The following is an 18,937-nucleotide window of genomic DNA, read 5'->3' as shown; positions in this document are numbered from 1 at the left end:
GAACGGACCGACACCATGCGCGAACTGAACCAGCGCCGCTTGCGCTATTTCCATGAAGTCCTGACGCACGGCTCCATCCGCGGCGCGGCCGACAGCATCAACACGTCGCCGTCCGTCATCACGCGGCAGATCCGGCTGCTCGAGGAAGAAATCGGGGCGCCGCTGTTCGAGCGCCAGCCTCGCGGCGTCCGGCCGACCGAGGCCGCGGCGCACCTGCTCGAATACTGGCACGGCTGCCGCTCCCAGCAGGAACTGTTCGAAGACCGCCTGCAGGCGCTGCACGGCCTGCAACACGGCCAGATCCGCATCGCCACCAGCGAAGGCTATATCGACTGCCTGATGGACGAGGTACTCACCGATTTTTGCGCGCGCTATCCGAAGCTCGACGTCACCGTCGACCTCCTGCCGGTCAGCAAATTGCTCCAGGAAGTCGCCGAGAGCCGCGCGCATATCGGCCTGGCCTACAATCCCCCGGCGCATCCGGAGATCGAGTGCGTCGCCACCGCGTCGCAGCCGGTGGTGGCGCTCGTGCATCCCGGGCACCCGCTCGCCGTGCGGGGCCGGCCGGTCGCGGTACGTGAACTCGCCGAGTATCCGCTCGCGCTGATGCCGCCGGCGTTCGGTCTCGGACAGGCGGTGCAGATGCTCGCCTACGCGGAGAACATCCAGCTCCACCCGACGCTCACCACCAACTCGCTCGCCGTGCTGCGCCACTTCGTCAAGCGCAACAGCGGCGTCACGCTGCTCGCCGCGTTCGCTGCGTATCAGGAACTGGAGGCGGGAGAACTCGTCGCGCTTCCCGTCGCGCATCCGCTGCTCGAGGCAGCCAACGCGCGGCTGCTGGTCAAGGCCGGGCGCACGCTCGGGGTGGCAGCCGATACGCTGCTGCGCGGCATCCTGCGGGACATGAAGATGTTTTCGAACGCGGGCGGGCGCAACGGCAAGACAACGGCGCGCAGCAAGGCCGGCAAGCGGTCGGCGGGGCATCACGGCGGGTCATGACTGTCCCCGCCGACGATGAAGCCCGCCTCGCCGGCTGCGAAAAGTCGGCCGACCTGGCGCAAGTCGACATCGAGCGGCAAGGGATTATTTGAGGAACCCGAAATTTCTCGCCGTTTTCGTACGGGTCAGGTTCGGCGCGCGCCGCTCGTCACGCGCCGAGCAGCATCCCCTTGCGCACCGGCACCGTGCCCGTCACGCGGCCGAGCGGCGCGCCGGCCGTCACGAAGCGGATCGCGCGCCGCATGTAGAACACGCCGTCGGTCGCGCTCGTGATCGTCGTGATCGCATCCGTCAGCGGATCGACGATGTCGAACAGCGGATCGCCGGCACGGATCGTCGCTCCGATTGCCGCGCGATGCACGAGGATCCCGCTCACCGGCGCGTAGAACTGCTCGCTGCCCGCGAGCGGCGTGGCCGGCGCGGCGAGCGGCGGCAGCGGCGTGCGTTCGCCGTGCACCGCACCGCGCCAGACGAGATAGTCGACGAGCGCGCCGGCATCGCGTTCAGCGTATTCATATGTCACGTCGCGCTGGCCACGGCACTCGACCGTCACGGCCACCGTGCCGGCCGCCATCGGCGTGCCTGCCGGCAAGTGCTGCCGCAACTGCGACCACAGCAGGTGATGCGCATCGTCGAACGCATGTCCGCCCGAATCCTCGGCGAGCAGCGACACCTCCGCACCGAGATAACGCGCAAGCGGCTCGACGTCCGGCCATGCGGTATCGCTCGTGTACACGTGCATCACTGCTTCGAGCGAGCAATGCAGGTCGATCACGACGTCCGCGTCGTGCGACACCTTCAGCAGTGCCAGCTGCAGCGCTTCGAATTCGGTGCGCGGCGCGATGTCGTCGAGCGCCGCGCCGACACATTCGCGCACGATCGCGCGATTGCGTTCGCCGTCGTCGCCGAGCCGGTCGCGCGCACGCGCGGCGATATCCGCGAGCGGCAGGAAGCCGCGATTGAAGTTGCGACCGCTCGCGAGGTCGAAACGGCCGATAAACTGCCCGAGCAGATGATGATTGAGGCCGACCGGGTTCGCGACCGGCACGAGCACGATCTCGGCCGCGAGCCGGCCTTCGGCATCGAGCTGCGCGAGACGCTGCTTCAGCACGAACGCCGCGAGCATCGCGGGCGTCTCATCCGCGTGCAGCGCGGCCTGCAGGTAGATCTTGCGGCCGGTGCCGGTCGGCCCGAAATGAAAGCTCGTCAGCGTGCGCTGCGTGCCGATCGACGGCGACAGGAGTGGCGTGGTGCGAATCTGCATCGATGGTCTCGAACGGATGAAAACGGGGCCGCGGGCGAAACGGCAAGGAGGCTTGGCGCTCAGTCGCCGTACGGGTTGAAGTCGAAATACTGCTTCGCGATCCGGTCGTACGTGCCGTCCTTCAGCATCGACGCGATCGCGCCGTCAATCGATGCCTTGAGCGCTGTATCGGACTGCCGCATGCCGATGCCGACGCCGCGATCGCCCATGTCGAGCGGCGCGCCGACGAACGCGAAACCCTTGCCCTTCGGCGTGCGCAGGAAGCCGTAGTCGGCTTCCACGGTGCCGAGCAGCGCCGCGTCGAGGCGGCCGTTGACGAGATCGGCGAACACGTCGTCCTGGCTCTTGTACGGCACCACGCTCACGCCGGCCGGCGCCCAGTGCGCGAGCGCCCACGATTCGAACTGCGTGCCCGACTGCACGCCGACGCGCTTGCCGGCCAGCGACGCGGTCGTGCTGCCGAGGCCGCTCTCCGGCCGCGCAACGAGCCGCGACTTGAATCGGAACAGCTTCGACGAGAACAGGATCTGCTTCTCACGCTTCTCGGTGATCGCCATCGACGACAGGATCGCGTCGATCTTGCGCGCCTGCAGCGCGGGAATCATCCCGGAGAATTCGAGCTCGACCCACTGGCAGCGCAACTGCGCGCGGCGGCAGATCTCGTTGCCAAGATCGACGTCGAAGCCCTTCAGGCTGCCGTCGGGCGCCTTCGAATCCATCGGCGGATAAGTCGGATCGATGCCGAGGCGCACGGGGCGCGCATCGAACGCAAACGCGGACGTGGCAGCCAGGCCAAGGCACAGGGAAACGAGCGGGACGAGGAAACGTTTCATGGTCGACGGAGGGCAGGAAGAAAAGCAAACGGCATCAGCCGGACTGCCTGCGATCGTAGGCGGCACGGGCCGCCGCTGGAACCATCGACTGCCTTATCATGATCGGTATTTCCGATCACCGGCCTCGTCGCGCGCCCATGGCGTTCACGCTCTCCCAGCTCCGCATCTTCCAGGCCGTCGTCGAGCACGGCAGCCTGCGCGCCGCCGCACGCGCGCTCGATCTCGCGCAGAGCGGCGTCACGCAGCAGTTGCAGAGCCTCGAGGCGACGCTCGGCGCGACGCTGTTCACGCGCACCAATCGCGGGATCGTGCCGACGGCCGTCGGCCAGCGGCTGCTCGCGCGCTCCGGTTCGATCCTCGGCGAATGCGAGCAGGTCGAGCGGGAGATCCGGCAGTTGAGCGGTGCATACGAAGGCACCGTCACGCTCGGCCTCGTGGCCGAACCGCTGATCGACGCGTTCGCGCCCGTGCTGAGCGCGTTCCGCGCGCGCTTCGACAAGGTCGACGTGCACCTGCGCACCGGCACGTCGCGAATGATGATCGGCTGGCTGCGCGAAAGCGCGGTCGATTTCGCGATCGCACTCGTCGCGAAGCAGACCGACACGACCGATCTCGCAGTCACGCCGTTGCGGGCTTCCGCGCCGGTGGTCGTGTGCCGCAACGGGCATCCGGCGATGCACGCGCAATCGCTCGCCGAACTGGCCGGCTACGCGTGGGTGTCGACGCGCTCGCCGAACCTCAGCGCCGACCCGGTCGTGAACCGGCTGCTCGCGTACTTCGACGCGCACGGCCAGCCGCCGCCGAAGATTCTCGCGACCGTCGAAGGCATGTTCGAGACGCTGCAGATCGTCACGCAGACCGATTCGCTGGCGCTCGAAACCGAAGCCATCACGCGGCACGGGCCGTTCGCCGGCGCGCTCGCGAAGGTGCCCGTGCGCGAGCAGGCCGAATCGCAGGATATCTGCCTGCTGCAGCGCGCGGCCGTGCCGCTGACGCCGGCCGCGCAGGAACTCGCGACGATGCTCGCGTCGTACCTGCGGATGGTGCGCGGGCGGTAAGCGCGTATTGCCGCCTGCTGCCTGCTGCCCGCCGCGCCGCGCCGCGCCGCGCGTCAGTCGATCGAATCCCGCGCCGTCTCGCGCAGCATCGCGACCGCGATCAGCGACAGCACCACGCACGCGGCCACGTAGCCGGCCGGCGCGAGCTTGCTGCCGGTCGTCTTCACGAGCCAGGTCGCGATCAGCTGCGCGGTGCCGCCGAAGATCGTCACCGCGAGCGCATACGCGATCGAGATGCCGGTCGCCCGTACGTGGCGCGGCAGCGACTCGCACATCAGCGCCATTTCCGACGCCGAGCCGAGCGAATAGAACAGCAGCATCAGCGCGGTCAGCGGCAGGATCACCGACAGCGTCGGGTGGTGGTTCATCAGCCAGAACGCCGGGAACAGCAGCAGGACCAGCACGCCGCGACCGACGAAGATCGGCAGGCGCCGGCTGCCGAGCCGGTCCGACAGCCAGCCGAACAGCGGGCACGTGAGCAGCATCACGCAGCCCGATGCGACGCCGACGAACATCGACAGCTTCATCGGCAGGCCAAGCGTGTGGATCGCGTAGGTCGGCATGTAGAACGTCAGGATGTAGGTCGACACCGTGCCGCCCATCACCGTGAGCATCAGCAGCAGCACCGTGCGCGTGTGCTTCGAGAACAGCTCGTGCAGCACGCCGCGCTCGATGCCGTGATGGCTGTCGCCGGGCGCATCGTCGGCGAGCCGGCGGCGCAGATACATGCCGACCGGTGCGATCAGCACGCCGACGAGGAACGGCAGCCGCCAGCCCCAGCTTTCCAGCGCGTCCTTCGTCATCGTGTTCGACAGCAGCGCCGCGAAGCCCGAGCCCATCAGCGCGGCGCCGCCCTGCGTCGCAAGCTGCCAGCTTGCACGGAACGCACGACGCGACGTGCCGCCCTGTTCGAGCAGCGTCGACGTCGCCGCGCCGAATTCACCGCCCTGCGAGAAGCCCTGCAGCAGCCGCGCGAACACGACCAGCAGCGGTGCGGCCACGCCGACCTGCGCATACGTCGGCGCGATCGCGATCAGGCCCGTGCCGAGCGCCATCAGCATGATCGTCAGGTTCAGCGCGGCCTTGCGTCCCTTGCGGTCCGCGTAGACGCCGAGCACGACGCTGCCGAGCGGCCGCGTGAAGAAGCCGGCGGCGAACGTCGCGACCGACAGCAGCAGCGACGTGGTCGGGTCGCTCGACGGGAAGAACAGCTTGCCGATCAGCACCGCGAAGAAGCCGTACACGGTGAAATCGAAGAATTCCAGCCAGTTGCCGATCACGGCCGCGGCGATCGCACCGCGCCGCGTGACGGCCGGTGCGCCTGGCGTGCCGACTTCGGCCGCCCCCGTCGATGCGGGGTGCAGCGCGAGATGGTCTTTCTGCATCGTTGTCGTCTCCTCTCAATGCGGCCGGAAGCGCCGGCCGCCCGCCCCGCTGCCGGCATCACCGCCCGAGATAACGCTCCACGAGACGCGTCCAGTACGCCGCGCCGATCGGCAGGTTGCGATCGTTGAAGTCGTATTTCGGGTTGTGCACCATGCAGCCATCCTCGCCTTCGCCGTTGCCGAGCCGCACGAACGAGCCCGGCCGCTGCTGCAGCATGAACGCGAAATCCTCGCTGCCCATCAGCAGGTCGGTCTGCTCGACCACGTGCGCGTCGCCGACGAGCTCGCGCGCCACCTGCGCGGCAAAATCCGTTTCGGCGTCCGAATTGACGACGACCGGATAGCCTTCGATGTACTCGACGTTCGCGCTCGCGCCGTAGCTCGCGGCCTGCGTCTCGGCCAGCTCGGTGATGCGGCGCTTGAGCAGCGCGCGCACGTCGGGGCTGAACGAGCGCACGCTGAGTTCGAGGCGCGCGCCGTTCGGGATCACGTTGTTCGCGGTGCCCGCGTGCATCGAGCCGACCGTAACGACCGCCGGCTGTGCGGGGTCGACGTTGCGCGCGACGATCGTCTGCAACGCCATCACGATGCTCGCCGCGACGACCACCGGGTCGACCGTCAGGTGCGGCCGTGCCGCGTGGCCGCCGACGCCCTCGATCGTGATGATCGCCTTGTCGCCGGCCGACATGAACGGGCCGCGCCGCGTGAGGAACACGCCGGGCGCTGCGCCAGGATGGTTGTGCATGCCGAACACGGCGTCACACGGGAAGCGTTCGAACAGGCCGTCATCGATCATCTTCTTCGCGCCGCTGTCGACGCCATGCTCTTCCGCCGGCTGGAAATACAGGTGCACGGTGCCGGAGAAATTGCGTGTCTTCGCGAGCTGCTGCGCGGCGCCGAGCAGCATCGTCGTGTGGCCGTCGTGGCCGCATGCGTGCATCTTGCCGTGCGTGCCGCTCGCGTAGGGCAGCCCGGTCGCCTCGATGATCGGCAACGCGTCCATGTCGGCGCGAATGCCGATGCTGCGCGTGCCGTCGCCCACGCGCAGCGTGCCGACCACACCCGTCTTGCCGACCCCGCGCGTCACCTGCCAACCCCACTGTTCGAGCTTGTCGGCGACGAGTGCGGCCGTGTCGTGCTCTTCGTAAGCAAGTTCGGGATGGTGGTGGATGTGGTGACGGATCTCGCGCAACCCGCCGGCGGCGGGCATCAGATCCTCGATTTCGGTGAATCGGGTATCGGTGGTCATCAAGGGGCTCCTGCTGTTTGTCTGCGCACGCAACGCGTGCGTGCGGGAAAGCGAGCCACTATATCGAGCCGATATCGGTTCAATAAGATGCGGAATTTTTCACCGCGATAAGATTTTTTAATCAGGGTTAATACGAGCGCCGCTCGTTGTCTCGACCTCATCGGACGTGATCGACACGCGACCGGTTGATTTTTGAGACGAACGGTCTATTATTCGCGCATGGACGTTCGAACTGATCCGCCTCGCCGTCGCGGCAGGCCACCGAAGCAGCATGAAGACCTCGTCGCCACGCGGGACATGCTGTTGCGCACCGGGCTGGAAGTGCTCACCGAGAAGGGCTTTTCGGCCACCGGGCTGGACGAGATCCTCGGGCGCGCCGGTGTGCCCAAGGGCTCCTTCTATCACTACTTCGACAGCAAGGAAGCGTTCGGCCTCGAACTGATCGACCGCTATGCGGACTTCTTCGCGCGCAAGCTGGACCGTCATTTCAGCGACCCGACGCACTCGCCGCTGCAGCGCGTGCGCGCATTCGTCGACGATGCCCGGGACGGCATGGCCCGCTACGACTACAGCCGCGGCTGCCTGATCGGCAACCTCGGGCAGGAAATGGGCGCGCTGCCGGAAAGTTTCCGCGCACGCCTGCGCACCACGTTCGAGGACTGGCAACGCCGCCTCGCCGATTGCCTGGTCGCCGCGCAGCAAGCCGGTGAACTGGCCGGTTCGGCCGAGCCTGCCGAACTCGCCGCATGCTTCTGGATCGGCTGGGAAGGCGCCGTGCTGCGCGCGAAGCTGGAGCGCAGCGACCAGCCGTTGGCCCTGTTCGCGCAGTTCTTCTTCAATGGACTGCCTCGCCGCTGAATTTTTTTGCCATTAACTAGACGATCGGTCTAGAAAGGAGGACACATGTTTCAAGGCATCGTGATCGACAGGCAGGAAACCGGCCAGCAAGCCCGGCTCCAGACGCTGGACGACGCGCAGTTGCCCGCGGGCAACGTGACGGTACGCGTGGGCTATTCGACGCTGAACTACAAGGACGGGCTGGCGATCACCGGCAAGAGCCCGGTGGTCCGCAAGTTCCCGATGGTGCCCGGCATCGATCTGGTCGGGGAAGTCGAAGACAGCACGCACCCGGACTACCGCCCCGGCGACCAGGTCGTACTCAACGGCTGGGGCGTCGGCGAAACGCACTGGGGCGGCCTGGCGCAGAAAGCCCGTGTCGATGGCGACTGGCTGGTGCCGCTGCCGTCCGCCTTTTCGCCGCAACAGGCGATGGCCATCGGCACGGCGGGCTACACCGCGATGCTGTGCGTGATGGCGCTGGAGCGGCATGGCGTGCGCCCGGACGACGGCGAGATCGTGGTGACCGGCGCGGCCGGCGGGGTAGGCAGCGTCGCCACGGCCCTCCTCGCGCGGCTGGGATACCGCGTCGTCGCCGTCACCGGCCGCCCCGCCGATGCCGACTACCTGCGGCAGCTCGGCGCGGCGGAGATCCTGGAACGGTCGCAATTCAGCGAGCCCGGCAGGCCGCTGGGCAAGGAACGATGGGCCGGCGCGGTCGACGTGGCGGGCAGCCACGTCCTCGCCAACGTGTGCGCGACCACGCGCTACCGCGGCGTCGTGACGGCCTGCGGCCTGGCTGCCGGCATGGATTTCCCCGCGACCGTCATGCCGTTCATCCTGCGCGGCGTCACGCTCGTCGGCATCGACAGCGTCATGTGCCCGCGCGCCGACCGCCTGGAGGCGTGGCGCCGGCTCGCGTCCGACCTCGACGTCGAGAAGCTGGGCGCGATCAGCCACGAGGTCGGTCTGGGCGACGTCATCCCGCTTGCCGGGGCATTGATCGACGGCAAGGTTCGCGGCCGTATCGTCGTCGACGTCAACGCGTAACGCCGCTGACGACCACCGGCGTTTCTTTGTTCGAACGGCGGCTCGCGCAACGAGAGCGGCCGTGCCACTTTATCCAGGAGACCTCATGACCGCCGCAAACACCGCCCCCGTCAGCCGCTTTCCCGTGCCCGCGCTCGAAGACTTGCCCGAGGACATTCGCGAACGCATCGCGGCCGTCCAGGAAAAGTCGGGCTTCATCCCGAACGTATTCCTGACCCTCGCGCATCGCCCGGACGAGTTTCGCGCGTTCATGGCTTACCACGACGCGCTGATGGACAAGCCGGGCAACCTGAGCAAGGCCGAACGGGAAATGATCGTCGTGGCCACCAGCAGCGTGAACCAGTGCCAGTACTGCGTGATCGCGCACGGTGCGATCCTGCGCATTCGCGCGAAGGATCCGCTGATTGCCGACCAGGTCGCCACCAACTACCGCAAGGCCGACATCACCGACCGGCAGAAGGCAATGCTCGACTTCGCGATGAAGGTGTCACAGGCCGCGCACCTGGTGGGCGAAGCGGATTTCGACACGCTCAAGTCGCAGGGATTCGTCGAAGAGGACATCTGGGACATCATGGCGATCTCGGCATTCTTCGGGATGTCCAACCGCATCGCGAACGTGACGAACATGCGGCCGAACGCGGAGTTCTACGCGCTGGGGCGCTGAGCGCTGAGCGGGCAGTCGGGCGGTCACGCGGGCGGGACGCGGCGGCCGCTTGATCGTTGGCGGATGCGAGCGCAGGTGCACGCCGCGCTCGCCTGAGCCGCCGAGGCCACCGTCGTTCAGTTCGTCCCGCTCAGAAACACGCGAATCTCGTCCGCGAGCCAGTCGCGCAACGCGCACACCTTCGGATCGTCCTTGCTGCCGATCCGGTAAATCAGATCGTGCCCGCGCTCGGCGCGCAGCGCGTGCTGCGGAAACGGTGCGACGAGACGCCCGGCCGCGATATCGTCCGCGACGATCACGCTGCGCCCCAGCGCAACGCCTTCGCCGCGCATCGCCGCTTCGATCGCGAGACTCCCGTGGCTGTATGCCGGCCCGCGATCGCTGCGCGCGCCGCGGATGCCGGCCAGCGCGAACCACTGCTCCCAGTTGGCCAGCATCCGGTCCTCGTGCAGCAACGTGCAGCCAACGATGCGCTCGACGGACGCAAGCCCGCCCATCTTCGCTCGATACGCAGGACTGCAGACGGGTGTCACCGTCTCCTCGAGAATCCGCTCGGCGAGCACGCGCGGATAACGCCCGCTGCCGTAGCGAATCGCCACGTCGGCCTCGCCTTCGTTCAGGTCGACATGCGTGTCAGTCACGTCGAGATGGATGTCGAGTTCCGGATGAAGCGCCTTGAACCGATGCAATCGCGGCGCGAGCCACTTGTTCGCGAACGACACGCTGGCGTTGATCTTCAGCCGCGTGACGCTGTCGTGCGCACGCAGCCGTTCGGCCGCCTTCGTCAGGTCGCCCAGCGTACGGCTCACGTCGAGCAGGAAGGCCGCGCCGGCCTCGGTCAATACGATGCGTCGCGTCAGGCGCTGGAACAGCGTGACGCCGAGATGGGCTTCGAGGTTCTTGATGTGCCGGCTGACGGCGCCGTGCGTGACGTGCAGCTCCTCGGCCGCCAGCGTCATGCTCAACAGCCGGCCGGTCGCCTCGAAAGCGCGCAGCGTTTGCAAAGGAGGAAGCCGGTCGAACACGATGACGTTACGCGTGAGTTGTACTCACGCATTGTATGTCGATAAATGGTTTGTCAGGGCCCGCGGCGGCTCGCAATATCGACGGCAAGCGCTGAGGTCGACGGCCGTGCCGGCCGATGTCCCGATTGCGTCCGTGCGCCGCCTTTCCGTCATGCATCACGACCGGAATCGCGGCTGCGCTTCATGCCTGAAGCCGCGACACCCGGCGCGCGCTTCGTCCGGGGCACGTGTATGCCGGGTCGTGCCGCTCATCATGGATCATCTTCTTTTCAAGCTCGTCGCCACCCCGCTGCTGCTGGCCGCCGCCACGTTCGCCGCGCGCCGCTGGGGTGAGGCGATCGGCGGGCTGCTGGTGGGGTTGCCGCTCACGTCGGGGCCGGTTTCGGTGTTTCTCGCACTCGAGCACGGCCCCGCCTTCGCCGCGCATGCGACGGCGGGTTCGCTCGTCGCGACCGCCGGGCAGGCAGCCTTCTGTATCGCGTATTGCAGGCTGGCGAAACGCGGCTGGCCCATCGCACTGGCCGGTGCGGCCGCCGCGTTTTCCGTCGTCGCGCTGCTGCTGAAGGCCAGCGCGTTGCCGGAAACCGGCCTGTTCCTGATCGCGATCCTCGCGGTCGCGCTCGTGCTGAGCGTCGTGCCCGCCGCCCCGGTCAGGGCCGCGCGGCTCGATTCGCCGCGCTGGGACCTGCCGCTGCGCATGGCGTTGATCGCGGGCCTCGTGGTGGGCGTGACGATGATCGCGCCGTATGTCGGGCCGGAAACGAGCGGCGTACTGGCTTCGTTCCCGTTCATGGTGATCATCCTCGCGGTGTTCGCGCATCGCATGAGCGGGCCGGCGGCCGCGCAGCAACTGATGCGCGGGATGGCGACCGGGCTGCTCGGCTTCGCCGCGTTCTTTCATGTGTTGAGCCTGACGCTCACGCGGCTTGACCTGGTGCCGGCCTACGGGTTCGCGATCGCCTGTACGCTCGCGATCCAGGCCGTGTCGCTGTACCGGATGCGCGTGCCGGTCGTCGTGCCGATCGAGTAAGGCCACGCGACCGGCCGGCGGCGCCACACCCGGACGGCGAGCCGGCCGCCGGATGGCCGTCCGGGCCGCTCACCCGCTCCTGCGGCGGCCCGGCCCCTTCAACGCCTGCAGCCCGCCTGCAACCCCTCCGCCAGCTTCGCGACAGGAAACGGACACACACGCGATCCATCAAATGCGTGCACTATTAGGGTTTTGCCGTACCGGCGCCCGGCGCCTTCGACGTTCGTTCCACGCTCACCGTTTCAGACGCGAACCTCCCATGACGAATCAGCCTACCCCGACCGCGGCCGACCGGCCCGTCGACATGATCATCTTCGGCGGCGGCGGCGACCTGGCCGCCCGCAAGCTGTTGCCCGCGCTGTACATGGCGCACCTGCACTGCAACCTTCCGCCCGAGACGCGCATCATCGCGGTCGGCCGCCGCGACTGGGGCATCGACGGCTATCGCAAGTTCATGGACGAGCAGTCGCGCCCGTTCATCGACGAAAAGGCATTCGATCCCGCCGCCTGGAGCCGTTTCCTCGATCTCTTCAAGTACGTGCTGATCGACGTGAACGCGCCGGACGACTACCTGCGGCTCGCGGAAGCGGCGCGCGGCGATGCGATCCGCGTGTTCTACCTGTCGACGTCGCCGGAGCTGTTCACCACCATCTGCGACAACCTGTCGGCCGCGCATCTCGTCGACCGGCACTCGCGCGTCGTCCTCGAAAAGCCGCTCGGCCACGATCTCGCGTCCGCGAAGGCGATCAACGATGCGGTCGGCAAGCACTTCGAGGAATCGCAGATCTATCGAATCGACCACTATCTCGGCAAGGAAACCGTGCAGAACCTGATGGTGCTGCGCTTCGGCAACCCGATCTTCGGGCCGCTGTGGCAGGCGCCGAGCATCCGCAGCGTGCAGATCACGGTGGCGGAATCGGTGGGCGTCGGTAGCCGCGCGGGCTTCTACGACCATACCGGCGCGCTGCGCGACATGGTGCAGAACCACCTGTTGCAACTGCTGTGCATCGTCGCGATGGAACCGCCCGTGTCGCTCGACCCGGACGCGGTGCGCGACGAGAAGCTGAAGGTGCTGCGCTCGCTGCGGCCGATGGCGGTCGCCGACGTCGCGCGCGACACGGTGCGCGGCCAGTACACGGCCGGTGCGGTCGACGGCCAGCCGGTGAAGGGCTATCTCGAGGAAGACAACGTGCCGGCGGACAGCCGCGCGGAAACCTTCGTCGCGCTGCGTGCACACATCAACAACTGGCGCTGGGCGAACGTGCCGTTCTTCCTGCGCACCGGCAAGCGGCTGCAGCGCCGCCAGTCGGAAATCGTGATCGAGTTCGCGGACATGCCGTTCTCGATCATCCCGACCGGCCCACGCCACTACAGCAACCGTCTCGTGATCCAGCTCCAGCCGGAAGAGTCGATCCAGCTGCAGATGCTGGCGAAGGAACCGGGCAGCGGGATGAACATGGTGCCCGTAAGCCTGAACCTCGACCTGCAGCAGGCGATTCCGGAGCGGCGCGCGGAAGCGTACGAGCGCCTGCTGATCGACGTGATCCGCGGCCGCCTCACGCACTTCATGCGCCGCGACGAGCTCGAAGCCGCATGGTCGTGGGTCGAGCCGATCCTCGACGGCTGGAAGCAGCTCGGCGACCGGCCGCGCCTGTACACAGCCGGCACGTTCGGGCCCGCGGCTTCGTCGGCGCTGCTCGCGCGCGACGGGATGTCCTGGTCCGAAGAAGCGTAACCGCCGCACGACGGCGTGCCGCCCGCGCGGCACGCCGGCTCACCCCGCTTCCCCGCGAACCCGCTGCTACTGCGGTTCCATCCACGCGGCCTTGCGCCGCGTCGGCGCATCGCCGCCGCTGCTGCCGCCCAGTACCTCGATCATGTAGTCGACGAACGACGCAATCCGCGACGAGATCGCGGTGTTCCGGTAGTACACCGCATGGATCGGCTGCTGGACCTCGAGCGTCTGGCGCGCGAGCACCTGCACGAGCCGGCCCGCGTCGCGATCCTGCGCGGTCATGAAATCCGACAGACAGACGACACCCGCGCCTTCCAGCGCGAGCTGCCGCAGCGTCTCGCCGCTCGACGAGCAGATGTCCGGCTCGATGCGGCACGCTTCGCCGTCCGCGCCGAGGATCGGCCACACGTTCAGCGATTCGGGCTGCGTGAAGCCGAGCAGCGTGTGTTTGTCGAGATCCTCGACCTTGCGCGGCTGGCCGTGCGCGTCGAGATACGCGGGGCTCGCGAAGATGCGCAGCCGGCTGTTGCCGATGCGCCGGCTGTGCAGCGTCGAATCCTTCAGCCGCCCGATCCGGATCGCGACGTCGGTGCGCCGCTCCAGCAGGTCGATGATGCCCTCGTTGCTGTTCAGCTCCAGCTCGACTTTCGGGAAGCGTTCGCGATAGCCGCGCACGAGCGGCACGATCACATGCAGCATGAACGGCGTCGCCGCGTCGACGCGCAGCCGCCCCGACGGCATTTCGCGCCGCGCGAGCATCTGCTCTTCCGCGGTCTCGACCGATTCGATGATCGCGCGCGCGTCCTGCAGGAACGCGCGCCCTTCCTCGGTCAGTTCGAGCCGGCGCGTGGTCCGGCGCAGCAGCGTGGTCTTCAGCTTCTCCTCGAGCCGCGCGAGCGTGCGGCTCGTGGCCGACACGGTGAGGTCGAGCTGCTGGGCCGCGGCGGTGATCGAACCGGTGTCGACCACGGCGGCAAAGGCCTGGAGTTCGTCGAGCGTGATCTTCATTGTTGATTTGAAATCAAAACAATTTGGTTTATAGACCAGTTTTTCCGCAAAAGTAAAGTCGGCACACTGCGATCCATCCTTACTGGAACCAGGATCCCCTCATGCCACTCGCCCTGCTTGCGCTGACTATCAGCGCCTTTGCCATCGGCACGACCGAATTCGTGATCGTCGGGCTGATCCCGACGATCGGCGCCGATCTCGGCGTCAGCCTGCCGTCGGCCGGCCTGCTCGTCAGCCTCTATGCGCTGAGCGTCGCCATCGGCGCGCCGCTGCTCACCGCGCTCACCGGCCGCGTGCCGCGCAAGACGCTGCTCGCCGGGCTGATGGCGCTCTTCACCGTCGGCAACCTCGTCGCGTGGCAGGCGCCGGGCTACGAATCGCTGATCGTCGCGCGCGTCCTCACCGGCCTCGCGCACGGCGTGTTCTTCTCGGTCGGCTCGATCATCGCGACCACACTCGTGCCGAAGGACAAGGCCGCCAGCGCGATCGCGACGATGTTCAGCGGGATGACCGTCGCATTCGTCGCCGGGATTCCGCTCGGCACCTTCATCGGCCAGCACTTCGGCTGGCGTGCGACGTTCCTGATCGTCGCGCTGTTCGGCCTCGTCGCGTTCCTCGGCGCCGTGGCATTCGTGCCGCGCGGGCTGCCGCGGACGCCGCCGGCGCCGCTCGCCCGCCAGCTGCGCGTGCTCACCCAGCCGCGCCTGCTGCTCGTCTTCGCGATGACGGCCGTCGGCTACGGCGGCTCGCTGATCGCGTTCACGTACATGGCGCCGCTGCTCGAACAGATCGCCGGCTTCACGCCGTCGCAGGTCAGCCTCGTGCTCGTCGGCTACGGCGTGTCGGTTGCGTTCGGCAACGTGTGGGGCGGCAAGCTCGCGGACGCCGTCGGCCCCGTGAAGGCGCTCAAGCGGATCTTCCTGCTGCTCGCAATCGTGCTGCTCGCGCTGACCTTCACGATCCACGTGAAATGGCTCGCGGTGCTGACGATGCTCGCGTGGGGCGCGGTTGCGTTCGGCAACGTGCCGGGGCTGCAGGTGTACGTCGTCAAGCAGGCGCGCCACGTCGCGCCGGACGCCGCCGACGTCGCATCGGGCTTCAACATCGCCGCCTTCAACCTCGGCGTGGCCGGCGGCTCGTCGCTCGGCGGCCTGATCGTCGCGCACGTCGGCCTCGGCCACACGCCGTGGATCGCCGCCGTCGTCACGCTCGGCGCATTCGCGCTCACCGCACTGAGCGGCCGTCTCGACCGCCGCCACGGGCTGCCGGAACGCACGGCCGAACCCGTCGAACTCGCCCATTGAACGGCACTTGTTGCAGGAGCCATTCAGCATGAACGCATCGACCCAACGTCCGCCGTTCGCCGGCAAGACTTTCGAAGTCCGTTACGACGGCCTCACCGCGCTCAACGCGTACGACGAGGACGGCCTCCACATGCGCTACGAGATCACCGAAGGCCCGTACGCGGGCGCGAAGGGCGAAGTCGAATACACGTGGCAGCGCGTCGCCGGCGACACCTACGCGATCTCGTGGCAGGAAGCCGACCGCGCGACGGTCGTGCACATCGACGATTTCGCCGCCGGCACGTCGCGCTCGTTCTTCACCGCGTCGTCGCTCGATTTCTACCGCCTCGAAGGCAGCCTGCGCGCGGTCTGAACGGAGCCCGACATGTCCACTTCACTCGACAAGCTCGCCGACGGCGGCTTCAGCGTCGGCATCGAACTGCCGCTCGACAACGACTGGTCGCCGGCCGGCGACGCGAAGCGCCAGCAGCAGGGCCGCCGCCCCGGCGTGCCCGACCTGGAGATCCACGCGGCGCTCGCGCAGCTGGCCGACACGCTCGGCTTCCGCGCGCTCTGGGTGCGCGACGTGCCGGTGTACGACCCGTCGTTCGGCGACGCCGCACAGGTGTTCGAAACGTTCTCGTATCTCGGCTACCTCGCCGGCATCACGAACGACATCCTGCTCGGCACGGCGGCCGTCGTGCTGCCGCTGCGCGAGCCACTGCTGACGCTGAAATCGGCTGCGACGATCCAGGAACTGAGCGGCGGCCGCCTGATGCTCGGGGTCGCGAGCGGCGACCGGCCGGTCGAATATCCGCTGTTCGGCCGCGACTTCGCGTCGCGCGGCGCGAATTTCCGCGACCAGGTCGCGCTGCTGCGCGACGGCGCGCGCGGCCACCTGCCGCCGGGCCTCGAAGTGCTGCCCGCCGCGCGTTCGCCAGTACCGCTGCTCGTCGCGGGTCTCGCGCAGCAGACGCCCGCGTGGATCGGCGAACACATGGATGGCTGCCTCGCGTACCCGGGCACGCCGGCCGACCACGCGCAGCGCGCCGCGAACTGGCGCGCGGTGGCCGGCGACAAGCCGTACGTGAGCTTCATCCACCTCGACCTCGCGGAAGACCCACACGAGCCGCTGCAGCGGCACCGCTTCGGCGCCCGCGCGGGCCGCCTCGCGCTGACGGAAGAACTCGCGGCGATGCGCGACGCGGGCGTACGGCACATCGGCCTGCATTTCCGCCGCAACCGCCGCCCGCTCGACGAGACGATGGCCGAGATCGCGTCGGACGTGCTGCCGGCATTCCATGCGAATGCAAATGCCGACGCTGCTGCCGCTGCCGACACGAACGCACGGACGGGCACCGCCTGACGCCGGCACGCCGGCAGCCGCCCCGACTCACGATCAATATTTGACTTTAAATCAAATATTTTTGACCTCTAAAGGCGTTTATCTCATCAGTCTCAAGCGCCAGAATGACCTCCATACCGCAACCGTTCCCCCCCTTTCAGGAGCACATGATGAGCAACATTCCCGCATTCGGCCTCGGTACGTTCCGCCTGCAAGGCCAGGTTGTCATCGATTCGGTCCGCAACGGCCTCGACGTCGGCTACCGCGCGATCGACACCGCGCAGATCTACGGCAATGAAGCCGAAGTCGGCGAAGCGATCGCCGCGTCGGGCGTGCGCCGCGAGGACCTGTTCCTGACGACGAAGGTCTGGGTCGACAACTACGCACCGGAAAAGCTGGTCGCCAGCCTCGAGGAAAGCCTGCGCAAGCTGCGCACCGACACCGTCGACCTGACGCTGATCCACTGGCCCGCCCCGGGCAACGGCGTGTCCATCCAGGCGTTCATGACCGCGCTGGCCGAAGCGAAGGCGAAGGGCCTCACGCGCCAGATCGGCATCTCGAACTTCAACATCGAACTGACGAAGGAAGCCATCGCGGCCGTCGGCAAGGAAGCGATCGCGACGAACCAGATCGAACTGAGCCCGTACCTGCAGAACCGCACGCTCGTCGAATTCCTGAACGCCGAAGGCATCCACGTGACGTCGTACATGACGCTCGCGTACGGCAAGGTGCTCGGCGACCCGGTGATCGGCGCGATCGCCCAGCGTCACGACGCGACGCCGGCACAAGTCGCACTGGCCTGGGCGCTGCAGCTCGGCTACTCGGTGATCCCGTCGTCGACGAAGCGCGAGAACCTCGCGAGCAACCTGCTCGCGCAGACGCTGCGCCTGACCGACGAGGACATGGCGCAGATCGCCGCGCTCGAGCGCAACGGCCGCGAAGTCGACCCGGCCGGCCTCGCGCCGAAGTGGGACTAAGCGCGCCGCACCTTCAATCGACCCGCACGCGGCCAGCCGGCCGCGGCACCGACAGGACACCACCATGACCCAGGACCCGCTTTTCCAACCGCTGCAATTCGGCGCGCTGACGCTGCCGAACCGCATCGTGATGCCGCCGATGACGCGTTCGCGCGCCAGCCAGCCCGGCGACGAAGCCAACGAACTGATGGCCGCGTATTACGCCCAGCGCGCAAGCGCGGGCCTGATCGTCAGCGAAGGCACCTACGTCGCGCCGCTCGGCAAGGGCTACGCGTGGACGCCCGGCATTCACACGCCGTCGCAGGTCGCCGGCTGGCGCAAGGTGACGGACGCCGTGCATGCCGCGCACGGCCGCATCTTCGCGCAGCTGTGGCACGTCGGCCGGTTGAGCCACACGAGCCTGCTCGGCGGTGCGCAACCCGTATCGTCGTCGCCGATCCAGGCGAAGGGCGTGAACGTGTTCGTCGCCGGTGAAGACGGCAGCACGCCGGGCTTCGTGCAGGCGTCCGAGCCGCGCGCACTGTCGATCGACGAGATCGGCGAAATCGTCGGCCAGTACCGCGCCGCCGCACGTCACGCGATCGAAGCCGGCTTCGACGGCGTCGAGCTGCACGGCGCGAACGGCTATCTCGTGAACCAGTTCATCGATTCAAACGCGAACACACGCACCGACGCATACGGCGGCTCGCTGGAAAACCGGCTGCGCTTCCTGCGCGAAGTGACGCAGGCGCTGATCGACGGCACCGGCGACGCATCGCGTGTCGGCATCCGCCTCGCGCCGCTGACCACGCTGAACGGCTGCGTCGACGACGATCCGGAAACGACCTACCTCGCGGCTGCGAAGCTGCTCGGCGAACTCGGCGTCGGTTACCTGCACATCGCGGAAGCCGACTGGGACGACGCGCCGCTGATGCCGGTCGCATTCAAGCAGCAGCTGCGTGCCGCGTACCCGGGCGTGCTGATCTACGCCGGCGCGTACACCGCCGAGCGTGCGCGCGAAGCGATCGCGGCCGGCTGGGCCGACCTCGTCGCATTCGGCCGCCCGTTCGTCGCGAACCCCGACCTGCCCGAGCGCCTGCGCACCGGCGCCGCGCTCGCGCCGCACGACCGCAACACGCTGTTCGGCGGCGGCGCACCGGGCCTGACCGACTATCCGACGCTCGCGCAAGCCGCGGCGTGAACGACCCACAGG

The 18,937-nt window shown here is 68.0% G+C and carries 18 protein-coding genes; 12 read left to right on the top strand and 6 right to left on the bottom strand.

What is annotated here, in order from left to right:
* The first annotated feature begins 15 nt into the window (after window positions 1-15).
* Entirely contained in the window at window positions 16-1,002 is a 987-nt protein-coding gene (locus tag ACPTTF_RS18440) for a LysR family transcriptional regulator (RefSeq protein WP_423369840.1), read from the top strand.
* 148 nt (window positions 1,003-1,150) lie between these two features.
* Here the strand turns inward: ACPTTF_RS18440 and ACPTTF_RS18435 are convergent, their stop codons facing one another.
* Together ACPTTF_RS18435 and ACPTTF_RS18430 are read right to left on the bottom strand one after the other, a co-directional pair.
* Window positions 1,151-2,266: a succinylglutamate desuccinylase/aspartoacylase family protein gene (locus ACPTTF_RS18435; RefSeq protein WP_423367670.1), complete on the bottom strand. Its 1,116-nt coding sequence runs from the start codon at window positions 2,264-2,266 to the stop codon at window positions 1,151-1,153.
* 59 nt (window positions 2,267-2,325) lie between these two features.
* The gene (locus ACPTTF_RS18430; protein WP_423367669.1) at window positions 2,326-3,099 is read right to left on the bottom strand and encodes a transporter substrate-binding domain-containing protein; all 774 of its coding nucleotides are present in this window, start codon (window positions 3,097-3,099) and stop codon (window positions 2,326-2,328) included.
* A gap of 137 nt (window positions 3,100-3,236) precedes the next feature.
* On the opposite strand from ACPTTF_RS18430, the gene ACPTTF_RS18425 reads away from it, so the two are divergent.
* The gene (locus tag ACPTTF_RS18425; protein ID WP_166956392.1) at window positions 3,237-4,157 is read left to right on the top strand and encodes a LysR family transcriptional regulator; all 921 of its coding nucleotides are present in this window, start codon (window positions 3,237-3,239) and stop codon (window positions 4,155-4,157) included.
* A 53-nt stretch (window positions 4,158-4,210) separates the two neighbouring features.
* Here ACPTTF_RS18425 and ACPTTF_RS18420 read toward each other — a convergent pair whose 3' ends face one another.
* On the bottom strand, window positions 4,211-5,542 hold the full coding sequence (locus ACPTTF_RS18420) for an MFS transporter (RefSeq protein ID WP_166956389.1): 1,332 nt from the start codon (window positions 5,540-5,542) through the stop codon (window positions 4,211-4,213).
* A 58-nt stretch (window positions 5,543-5,600) separates the two neighbouring features.
* Window positions 5,601-6,791, bottom strand: a complete 1,191-nt coding sequence (locus ACPTTF_RS18415; protein ID WP_423367667.1) for a M20 aminoacylase family protein — start codon at window positions 6,789-6,791, stop codon at window positions 5,601-5,603.
* Between the two features lie 219 nt (window positions 6,792-7,010).
* On the opposite strand from ACPTTF_RS18415, the gene ACPTTF_RS18410 reads away from it, so the two are divergent.
* The 3 genes from ACPTTF_RS18410 (at window position 7,011) to ACPTTF_RS18400 (ending at window position 9,342) form a co-directional block, all read left to right on the top strand.
* A complete protein-coding gene (locus ACPTTF_RS18410) occupies window positions 7,011-7,649 on the top strand; it encodes a TetR/AcrR family transcriptional regulator (RefSeq protein ID WP_423367666.1) in 639 nt (212 codons plus the stop codon).
* 45 nt (window positions 7,650-7,694) lie between these two features.
* A complete protein-coding gene (locus tag ACPTTF_RS18405; RefSeq protein ID WP_423367664.1) occupies window positions 7,695-8,678 on the top strand; it encodes an MDR family oxidoreductase in 984 nt (327 codons plus the stop codon).
* Between the two features lie 85 nt (window positions 8,679-8,763).
* Window positions 8,764-9,342, top strand: a complete 579-nt coding sequence (locus tag ACPTTF_RS18400; RefSeq protein WP_166956377.1) for a peroxidase-related enzyme — start codon at window positions 8,764-8,766, stop codon at window positions 9,340-9,342.
* A gap of 116 nt (window positions 9,343-9,458) precedes the next feature.
* On the opposite strand, the gene gcvA is transcribed toward ACPTTF_RS18400, so the two are convergent.
* A complete protein-coding gene (gene gcvA / locus ACPTTF_RS18395) occupies window positions 9,459-10,367 on the bottom strand; it encodes a transcriptional regulator GcvA (protein WP_423367663.1) in 909 nt (302 codons plus the stop codon).
* A 253-nt stretch (window positions 10,368-10,620) separates the two neighbouring features.
* Here gcvA and ACPTTF_RS18390 point away from each other — a divergent pair, with 253 nt between their 5' ends.
* Window positions 10,621-11,397, top strand: a complete 777-nt coding sequence (locus tag ACPTTF_RS18390) for a hypothetical protein (protein WP_423367662.1) — start codon at window positions 10,621-10,623, stop codon at window positions 11,395-11,397.
* Window positions 11,398-11,656: 259 nt separating this feature from the next.
* Complete coding sequence (zwf, locus tag ACPTTF_RS18385) at window positions 11,657-13,132, top strand: glucose-6-phosphate dehydrogenase (protein ID WP_166956368.1); 1,476 nt, start codon at window positions 11,657-11,659, stop codon at window positions 13,130-13,132.
* A 66-nt stretch (window positions 13,133-13,198) separates the two neighbouring features.
* Here the strand turns inward: zwf and ACPTTF_RS18380 are convergent, their stop codons facing one another.
* A complete protein-coding gene (locus ACPTTF_RS18380; RefSeq protein ID WP_423367660.1) occupies window positions 13,199-14,140 on the bottom strand; it encodes a LysR substrate-binding domain-containing protein in 942 nt (313 codons plus the stop codon).
* A 101-nt stretch (window positions 14,141-14,241) separates the two neighbouring features.
* Between ACPTTF_RS18380 and ACPTTF_RS18375 the strand changes: the two genes are divergently transcribed.
* The 5 genes from ACPTTF_RS18375 to ACPTTF_RS18355 all read left to right on the top strand — a co-directional run bounded on the left by ACPTTF_RS18375 (window position 14,242) and on the right by ACPTTF_RS18355 (window position 18,925).
* On the top strand, window positions 14,242-15,444 hold the full coding sequence (locus ACPTTF_RS18375) for an MFS transporter (RefSeq protein WP_423367659.1): 1,203 nt from the start codon (window positions 14,242-14,244) through the stop codon (window positions 15,442-15,444).
* Between the two features lie 28 nt (window positions 15,445-15,472).
* Window positions 15,473-15,796: a MoaF-related domain-containing protein gene (locus ACPTTF_RS18370; RefSeq protein ID WP_423367658.1), complete on the top strand. Its 324-nt coding sequence runs from the start codon at window positions 15,473-15,475 to the stop codon at window positions 15,794-15,796.
* Window positions 15,797-15,808: 12 nt separating this feature from the next.
* Window positions 15,809-16,789: an LLM class oxidoreductase gene (locus tag ACPTTF_RS18365; RefSeq protein WP_423367657.1), complete on the top strand. Its 981-nt coding sequence runs from the start codon at window positions 15,809-15,811 to the stop codon at window positions 16,787-16,789.
* Window positions 16,790-16,938: 149 nt separating this feature from the next.
* Complete coding sequence (dkgB, locus tag ACPTTF_RS18360) at window positions 16,939-17,745, top strand: 2,5-didehydrogluconate reductase DkgB (protein ID WP_423367655.1); 807 nt, start codon at window positions 16,939-16,941, stop codon at window positions 17,743-17,745.
* Between the two features lie 64 nt (window positions 17,746-17,809).
* Window positions 17,810-18,925, top strand: a complete 1,116-nt coding sequence (locus tag ACPTTF_RS18355) for an alkene reductase (RefSeq protein ID WP_423367654.1) — start codon at window positions 17,810-17,812, stop codon at window positions 18,923-18,925.
* The last annotated feature ends 12 nt before the right edge of the window (window positions 18,926-18,937 follow it).

It is taken from the genome of Burkholderia crassaminum, assembly GCF_964265005.1.
Taxonomy (GTDB): domain Bacteria; phylum Pseudomonadota; class Gammaproteobacteria; order Burkholderiales; family Burkholderiaceae; genus Burkholderia.
This window is presented reverse-complemented; position numbering and strand designations above follow the sequence as displayed.